Below are 8,260 nucleotides of genomic sequence, written 5' to 3' on the forward strand. Positions count from 1 at the left end.
AATTACACCTAGTTTAGTTTATAAATTTAGTAGCAAAAGAAGTGTGACAGAAAGATTAAGGGAAATAGAAAAATAAATAGATAAGTTATAGTGGTAGGTGTCAAAGATCTACCACTATTGTTATAATTAGAGATATGATAAAACTTAAATCATAATGTGGGAGGGATTTAATGTCAACAATTTTAATAATAGAAGATGATATAAGCTTGAATAGAGGGGTAACATTTGCTTTAAGAAAAGAAGGTTATGAAGTAATTAGTGCATATACAAAGGAAGAAGGAAAGGTTGCTATTTTACAAAATCAAATAGATTTCTTGCTTTTAGATATAAATTTACCTGATGGATCAGGGCTAGACTTTTGTAAAGAAATAAATGATAAGATGGATTTTCCTATAGTATTTTTTACAGCTAATGATACAGAAGAAGATATGATAAAAGGATTTGAAAGTGGGTGTGATGATTATATTTCAAAGCCATTTTCTATTGGTGTTTTAAAGTTTAAAATAAATGCAATCTTAAAAAGAAATTGTGGAGAAACTAAAAATATTTTTAAATATAAAGACTTGAAGATAGATTTTGATAGTAGAAAAGTTTATAAAAGAGATGAAGAAATATATTTAACTGCAACTGAGTATAAGCTTTTAGAATTGTTAAGCAAAAATAAGGGAAGAGCCATGACTAAAGAAATATTACTAGATAAGTTATGGGATAATAATGGTAACTATGTAGATGAAAATACATTGTCTGTTAATATAAGAAGACTTCGTAAAAAAATAGAAGATGATTCAAAAAATCCAGAATATATAATTACTTTGTTTGGGATTGGATATATTATGGGAGAATAAATTATGGCTAAGAATTTTAATAATTTAAATAAAATAAATAGATTGACTAGATGGTTTATTATAATAATTTGTATTACTTTTAATATTATAATTTTATTCACAACAAAGAATTATAAAATAAGCTCTATAGTTTTAGTTTTTTCTGTAATTATGATTATTGCATTTTATTTGTATGAAAAAATATTTGAAAACTATATGAATGATATACTAATAAAATTATCTGATATGTTAGCAACTATTTCTGATATGAGGGAAACAGAAGTTTTTTCTATGATAGATGATTCTATGTTTTCAAAACTACAATACCAAACCATAAAACTTACAAAAATTTTAAAATCACAAAATAATAAAATTGAAAAGGATAAAAATGAAATAAAGTCTTTAGTATCTGATATTGCACATCAGTTAAAAACACCTTTAACTAATATGAAGATGTATAGTGAATTTTTACAAGATGAAAATTTATCAAAAGAAGAAATAAGAGAGTTTAATGAAATAATATCTGTATCTTTAGATAAACTTTGTTTTTTGGTGGAGAGTATGATAAAAATGTCTAGACTAGAAAGTTCTGTTATAAATCTAAAGTTAAAACAAAGTGATTTAAATGATACAGTACTAATAGCTATAACAGATTTATATAAAAAGGCTCAATTAAAAAATATAAATATAAATTTTGAGCAAAAAAATAAAGTATCCATATCACATGATAAAAAGTGGACATCTGAAGCTATATTTAATATTATTGAAAATGCTATCAAGTATTCAAAAGAAAGTAGCGTAGTCAATATAAGTATTGAAGAGTATGAAATATTCACAAGAATAGACGTATCTGATGAAGGAATTGGAATAAGAGAAGATGAAATACCTAAAATATTTACTAGATTTTATAGAGGTAAAAATGTACAAAATGAAGAGGGAATAGGAATAGGTTTATATTTAAGCAGAGAAATCATTTCAAAACAAGGTGGATATATAAAAGTTAAATCAAATAATAAAGGAAGTATATTTTCTATATTTTTACCAAATGAAAAATCAGATGATTAAAACTAATAATCATCTGATTTTTTTAGTTTTAAAAATTTTATGAAAGTTGGTATATTTACTATAAGTGTCATAATAGAAATTGAAAGTACGATTACTGCAAAAGTAATATCTGTAGAATCTGGTATAGAATAAATAAAATCTACAATAGAAAAAACTATTAATAAAGAGATTAAGATGAGCCTATGAGTCACAACTCTTTTAAAGTAGGAAACTTTAGTGTGAACATTAGAAAATAAGCTGAATTTGCCTAAGTATTTTTTTCTTCTAAAGAATGCCCAATTGTAATGACAATGAACATATTCAATATTCCATTCATCATCTAGATAATTAAGGAAATCTTGATGCTCTAGGGTACAAGGAAGACTTTCAAATAATTCAAGGCTATAATAATATTCACCAGGATTGCAAGGCTCAAATTCATACTTAAAAAAATTAAATTTTTTCAAAGCATATCCTTTAGAGCACATATCATTAATCCATTTTTCTTTTTTTTCATAATTAGCTAATGTAAAAAACTTATAAATAACCATGCTCAAATCCTCCGCAATAATTCTAATAATAATTTATATGATAATTAGAATATCTATATAATAATTATAGGCTTCTTTATAAAAAATTAACATTAAATATAAATATATATTCAATGAATTTGTTTTATTCAAAAATAGTGAAGACTTCAGTTGCTTAATCATATAAAATTACATTAAAGGATTGATATCAAGAATATTTTAATAATATAGGGGGGATAAATATGATTTGTAAAAATTGTGGCTCAATTATAAAAAATAACGAAGAGTACTGTAGAAAATGTGGTAGCTTAGTTATTAATTTTAATGATAAAACAAATAAAGAGCTAGAAAATGTATGTGTTGAAAATAATTTAAGAGGAAAACTTAAAAGTTTGTTTAATTTATTATCAAGAAATGAAAAAAGTAATCATGATACAAATAAGATTAATAAAAATAATAAATTAAGTTATAAAAATATACAAAATATAGATAAGCAGTTTTCAAAAAAGATTAATGAGTACAAAAAGAATTACTTAAAATAAAAAGACTTCATAAAAGTATAAATATTATAATGATTTAATTTAAAAAAATAGAGAATAATAAATTAAAAGTATTGATACACTAATCAATACTTTTTTGTTTGGAAGACAATTGTATTTTAAATTAATTTAGTCTAAAATAAGGACAAACTTTTACAAAAGATGAAATACTAATGATACTATTGCCCAAATTGATTTATATAAATTTATATTAAATAAATTATTTCTTAATATTAGTATATTCCATTGATAAAAAACATAGAAAATAAAATAAGAGTTAGGGATACTAAACTTTTAAACAATTAATATAAACTATTATAAAATAAAAACTTAAAAAAAGTTAGTGAAATACAGTATTTAAGTGAATTACTAATTTATTAAAAAAAATTAAATAAACTATTGAATTATTTTGGGAATTTTTATATAATAGCTATTGTTGTTTACAAATTTTAAACTTAATGTTTACATATAATGACGTGAAACTAAAAAATAAAAAAAGCTAAGTAGATATAAAACTTAATTATAATAAAAGCAATGTTCGACAATATTTAAATAAAATTAATTAAATAAAGGAGGTGTGGTCAATGGATATAGGTGGAAAAATAAAAAGAATGAGAATTGAAAAACAGCTGACCCAGGAGGAACTGGCCAATAGGTGCGAGTTATCAAAAGGGTTTATATCTCAACTTGAAAATAACTTAACATCACCGTCTATTGCGACCTTAACTGATATATTAGATATACTTGGAACAAATTTAAGAGAGTTCTTTAATGAAATAAATGATGAGAAAATTACATTCACAAAAGATGATATGTTTGAAACTGAGGATGAAGATTTAAAATATACATTAAAATGGTTAGTTCCAAATTCACAAAAAAATGAGATGGAGCCTATAATAATAACTTTACAGCCAGGTGGACAATATAAAGAAGAGAAACCTCATGAAGGAGAAGAGTTCGGATACGTCCTTGCAGGTTCTATAATATTACATTTAGGAGATAAAAAAAGCAAGGTTAAAAAGGGAGAAAGTTTTTACTTCAAACCTAGAGCAAATCATTATATTTCCAACCCAGGTAAAAAAGAAGCAAGGGTGGTTTGGGTAAGTACGCCACCAACATTTTAAGCAACGGATATATCTGAAATGGTAATGAAGATATATCGTTGGCGCGATGAACAAAGAGAATTTTAAGCAACGGATATATACGAAATGGTAATGAGTATATATCGTTGGAACTGAGAGAAGTAGAGCGAATTTTAGAATAGAAGAGGTGTTTACATTGAAACAGGAAAATATAATTGAATTAAAAAATATATGCAAAACATATGAAGATAATACAGTTTTAAGTGATTTAAACTTAGATATAAAAAAGAATGAATTTTTAACTTTACTTGGTCCTAGTGGATGTGGAAAAACAACTACTTTAAAAATAATAGCAGGTTTTGAATTCGCTGATAAAGGGAAAGTTTTATTCCAAGGGAAAGATGTAAATGAAATTCCTCCATATGAAAGACCAGTAAATACAGTATTCCAAAAATATGCATTATTCCCACACATGAATGTATATGAGAATATAGCATTTGGACTAAAAATAAAGAAAATGGATAAAAAGACAATTGATGAAAAAGTTAAGAAAATGCTTAAATTAGTTGCTCTTCCAGGATTTGAGAAAAGAAGTGTAGACTCATTAAGTGGTGGTCAACAGCAGCGTATTGCAATAGCTAGAGCATTAGTCAATGAACCAAAAGTTCTTTTACTAGATGAACCACTTGGAGCATTAGATTTAAAATTAAGACAAGAGATGCAAAGAGAGCTTAAAAATATACAGCAACAATTAGGAATTACATTTATATTTGTAACCCATGACCAAGAAGAAGCACTTTCTATGTCAGACACAATAGTTGTAATGAACAAAGGTAAAATACAACAAATGGGAACTCCTGAAGATATATATAATGAACCTGAAAATGCATTTGTTGCTAGATTTATAGGTGAAAGTAATATAGTAGATGGTATCATGCATGAAGATTTCTTAGTTGAATTCTGTGGTAAAAACTTTGATTGTGTTGATAAAGGATTTGAAAAAAATGAAGAGGTTCAGATTGTAATAAGACCTGAAGATATAAAAATGGTTAAACCTGAAGAAGGTATGTTAAGTGGTGAAGTTACATCTTGTGTATTCAAAGGTGTTCATTATGAAATGACAGTAGAGGCTTGTAATAATACTTGGTTACTTCACAATACAAAATCAGCAGAAGTAGGCAGTAAGCTTGGTATGGATATCTATCCAGAAGACATACATATTATGAAGAAAACAGGGGATGATGATTTATATGAATAATAGTAAAAATAAATTAGGCTTAAAAATAACATCTCCATATATATTATGGAGTGGCTTATTTATAGTAATTCCTTTATTTCTAATAGTATTTTTTGCCTTTACTAAAATGGAAGGTGGAGAGTATATTTTCAACCTTGATAATTTTAAGGAACTAATGAACCCACTATATATTAAAGTATTTTGGAGATCCATAAGACTTGCACTAATATCAACAATATTATGTTTAATTATAGGATATCCAACAGCTTATATAATATCTAGAACAAAAGCATCAAGACAAGGAACGTTGCTTATGCTTGCAATAATACCAATGTGGATGAACTTCTTACTTAGAACTTATGCATGGTCAGCAATTTTAGGTAGAGAAGGTATCTTGAATACAATACTGACTACTATAGGTTTACAGCCTGTTAATATTTTATATACAGATTTAGCTGTAATGTTAGGTATGGTTTATAACTTTCTACCATTCATGATATTACCTATATATACGGTATTATCAAAAATGGATCACGATTTAATAAATGCTGCAAAAGATTTAGGTGCTAATGGAATCCAAGTATTTTATAAAATAATATTTCCACTTAGTATGCCTGGAGTAGCTTCTGGAATAACAATGGTATTTATGCCAGCAGTGTCTACTTTTGTAATTTCAAAATTACTAGGTGGTGGGCAATTCATGCTAATTGGTAACTTAATAGAACAACAATTTATGTCAGTTGGAGATTGGCATTTTGGTTCTGCTATATCATTATTCATGATGCTAGTAATTTTAATCACTATGGCAATAATGAATAAATTTAGTGACGAGTCAGATAAGGAAGGCGGTGGATTATTATTATAAAAAAATTCACATCAAATATATATTTAACGCTAGTGTATATATTTTTATATGCACCAATAATTACACTAGCAGTATTTTCATTTAATGATTCAAAATCAATGGCTAAATGGAATGGATTTAGTTTAAGATGGTATGAAAAGTTATTTGAGAACTCAAGAATTATGGATGCATTATATTATACAGTAATAGTGGCAGTAATAGCGTCTTTAGTAGCCACAGTAGTTGGAACTATTACAGCAATAGGAATTCATAAAATGAAACAAGGTAAACTTAGGGGATTATTACTAAATATAAATTATCTTCCAATTTTAAACCCAGATATAGTAACAGGGGTAGCATTAATGTCTTTATTTGTATTCATTAATATGGAATTCGGATTTACTACAATGTTATTATCTCATATAGTTTTCAATATACCTTATGTAATACTTTCTGTTTTACCTAAATTAAAGCAATTACCTGATAATATAGAAGATGCAGCTTTAGATTTGGGAGCAACACCTTGGTATGCTCTTAGAAAAGTAGTATTACCTCAAATAAAACCAGGCATAATATCAGGTATGATTATAGCATTTACCATGTCGATAGATGACTTTGTTATAAGTTTCTTTACAACAGGAAATGGTGTTACAAACTTAGCTATTGAAGTGTATTCAATGACAAGAAGGGGAATATCACCAGAAATCAATGCACTATCTACTTTAATGTTTGTAAGTGTAATTATATTACTAGTTTTATCAAATATATCACAAAGTAAAAAAACAATTAATAATTAGATAATACAAAGGGAGGATAAAAATGAAATTTAAAAAATTAACTGCTTTAGGCTTAACTTTTGCATTATCAGCTAGTATGTTAGTTGGATGCGGTGGAGGAAAAAAATCAGCAGAAGTTTTAAATATATATAATGTTGGAGATTATATAGATGAAGAGCTGATAGAAAAATTTGAAGAAGAGACAGGTATACAAGTCGTATATGATACTTATGATACTAATGAGGGTATGTATCAAAAATTAAAAAGTGGAAGTACAAATTATGACCTTATATTCCCATCAGACTATATGGTAGAAAAATTAATAGAAGAAGACTTAATTAGTGAAATAGATTATGCGAATATACCAAATTATGAAAAGAATATGATGGATTCTTTTAAAGACTCTTCATATGATGCAAAAAATAAACATAGTGTTCCATACCTTTGGGGAACTTTTGGTATAGTTTATAATAAAACTATGGTAGATGAAGCAGATTTAAAAGGTTGGGATGTTCTTTGGAATAAAAAATACGAAGGGCAAATTCAAATGTTAGATTCTGTTAGAGATACTATGGGAATTGCTTTAATGAAATTAGGATATTCTATAAATACTAAAGATTCTAAAGAAATAGAACAAGCAAAAAAAGAATTAATAAAACAATTACCTCTTGTTCAGGCTTATGTAAATGATGATGGAAAAGATAGAATAGTAGCTGGAGATGCAGCTATGGGTGTTTATTACTCAGGAGATGCTTCTGTAATGATGTCAGAAAATAAAGATTTAGGATACTATATACCTGAAACAGGGACTAATAAATGGATAGATGCTATGTGTATTCCTAAAATTGCTGAAAACAAAAAAGAAGCAGAGCAATTTATTAACTTTATGCTAGACGCAGAAAATGCATTAAAAAATGTTGAATATATACAATATTCTACTCCTAACCAAGCAACTTATGATTTATTAAGTGATGAAATGAAAAATGATCCAACAGCTTATCCAAGTGATGATATAATAGGAAAATCTGAGGTATTTTTAAACTTACCTAAAGATGTTTTAAAATTATATGATGATGCTTGGACAGAAATTAAATCTCAATAAGATTTTAAATGGGAAGATATGGTTGTTTAAATATGACCATATCTTTTTTGTATATAAAAAATTGAAAAATATAAAAAAATTGATATAATGATTTTATATAAAATTGAAAATACTTTCATAATCGTAAAGGGGGAGAGTTTTGTGTTAATAGAAGTAAATAAAGATATAATGCAAAGTCTTACAAAAACAGAAGGTGAAATAATAAGGTTTATAAATAATAATGAAGATAGATTATCTGAATTATCTATAGTTGATATTGCCTTTGATACTTATTCTTCTCCA

9 protein-coding genes are annotated in these 8,260 nt (G+C 26.2%); 8 read left to right on the top strand and 1 reads right to left on the bottom strand.

All coding sequences use genetic code 11. From position 1 onward, the window contains the following. Nucleotides 1–170 precede the first annotated feature (170 nt). Both J7G74_RS12235 and J7G74_RS12240 read left to right on the top strand, forming a co-directional pair. A complete protein-coding gene (locus tag J7G74_RS12235; RefSeq protein WP_297135798.1) occupies nucleotides 171–845 on the top strand; it encodes a response regulator transcription factor in 675 nt (224 codons plus the stop codon). A gap of 3 nt (nucleotides 846–848) precedes the next feature. Continuing rightward, nucleotides 849–1,889 carry a sensor histidine kinase gene (locus J7G74_RS12240; protein ID WP_297135800.1) on the top strand — a complete coding sequence of 347 codons (1,041 nt, stop codon included), beginning with the start codon at nucleotides 849–851 and terminating at the stop codon, nucleotides 1,887–1,889. 2 nt (nucleotides 1,890–1,891) lie between these two features. Here the strand turns inward: J7G74_RS12240 and J7G74_RS12245 are convergent, their stop codons facing one another. Continuing rightward, nucleotides 1,892–2,419, bottom strand: coding sequence for a DUF2812 domain-containing protein (locus J7G74_RS12245; protein ID WP_297135801.1), 528 nt, complete (start codon nucleotides 2,417–2,419; stop codon nucleotides 1,892–1,894). 221 nt (nucleotides 2,420–2,640) lie between these two features. Here J7G74_RS12245 and J7G74_RS12250 point away from each other — a divergent pair, with 221 nt between their 5' ends. The 6 genes from J7G74_RS12250 (at nucleotide 2,641) to J7G74_RS12275 (ending at nucleotide 7,978) form a co-directional block, all read left to right on the top strand. Further along, the gene (locus J7G74_RS12250) at nucleotides 2,641–2,940 is read left to right on the top strand and encodes a hypothetical protein (RefSeq protein WP_297135804.1); all 300 of its coding nucleotides are present in this window, start codon (nucleotides 2,641–2,643) and stop codon (nucleotides 2,938–2,940) included. A gap of 581 nt (nucleotides 2,941–3,521) precedes the next feature. Beyond that, nucleotides 3,522–4,061: a helix-turn-helix domain-containing protein gene (locus J7G74_RS12255; RefSeq protein ID WP_297135807.1), complete on the top strand. Its 540-nt coding sequence runs from the start codon at nucleotides 3,522–3,524 to the stop codon at nucleotides 4,059–4,061. A 154-nt stretch (nucleotides 4,062–4,215) separates the two neighbouring features. Further along, on the top strand, nucleotides 4,216–5,277 hold the full coding sequence (gene potA, locus J7G74_RS12260) for a spermidine/putrescine ABC transporter ATP-binding protein (RefSeq protein WP_297135809.1): 1,062 nt from the start codon (nucleotides 4,216–4,218) through the stop codon (nucleotides 5,275–5,277). Further along, nucleotides 5,270–6,121: an ABC transporter permease gene (locus J7G74_RS12265; protein WP_297135810.1), complete on the top strand. Its 852-nt coding sequence runs from the start codon at nucleotides 5,270–5,272 to the stop codon at nucleotides 6,119–6,121. Before potA ends, J7G74_RS12265 begins: the two co-directional genes overlap by 8 nt. Nucleotides 6,122–6,219: 98 nt before the next feature. Further along, nucleotides 6,220–6,897: an ABC transporter permease gene (locus J7G74_RS12270; RefSeq protein ID WP_330616569.1), complete on the top strand. Its 678-nt coding sequence runs from the start codon at nucleotides 6,220–6,222 to the stop codon at nucleotides 6,895–6,897. A 22-nt stretch (nucleotides 6,898–6,919) separates the two neighbouring features. Then, nucleotides 6,920–7,978: an ABC transporter substrate-binding protein gene (locus tag J7G74_RS12275; protein WP_297135814.1), complete on the top strand. Its 1,059-nt coding sequence runs from the start codon at nucleotides 6,920–6,922 to the stop codon at nucleotides 7,976–7,978. Nucleotides 7,979–8,260: the final 282 nt, after the last annotated feature.

This window comes from Terrisporobacter sp. (assembly GCF_017888745.1).
GTDB lineage: Bacteria > Bacillota > Clostridia > Peptostreptococcales > Peptostreptococcaceae > Terrisporobacter.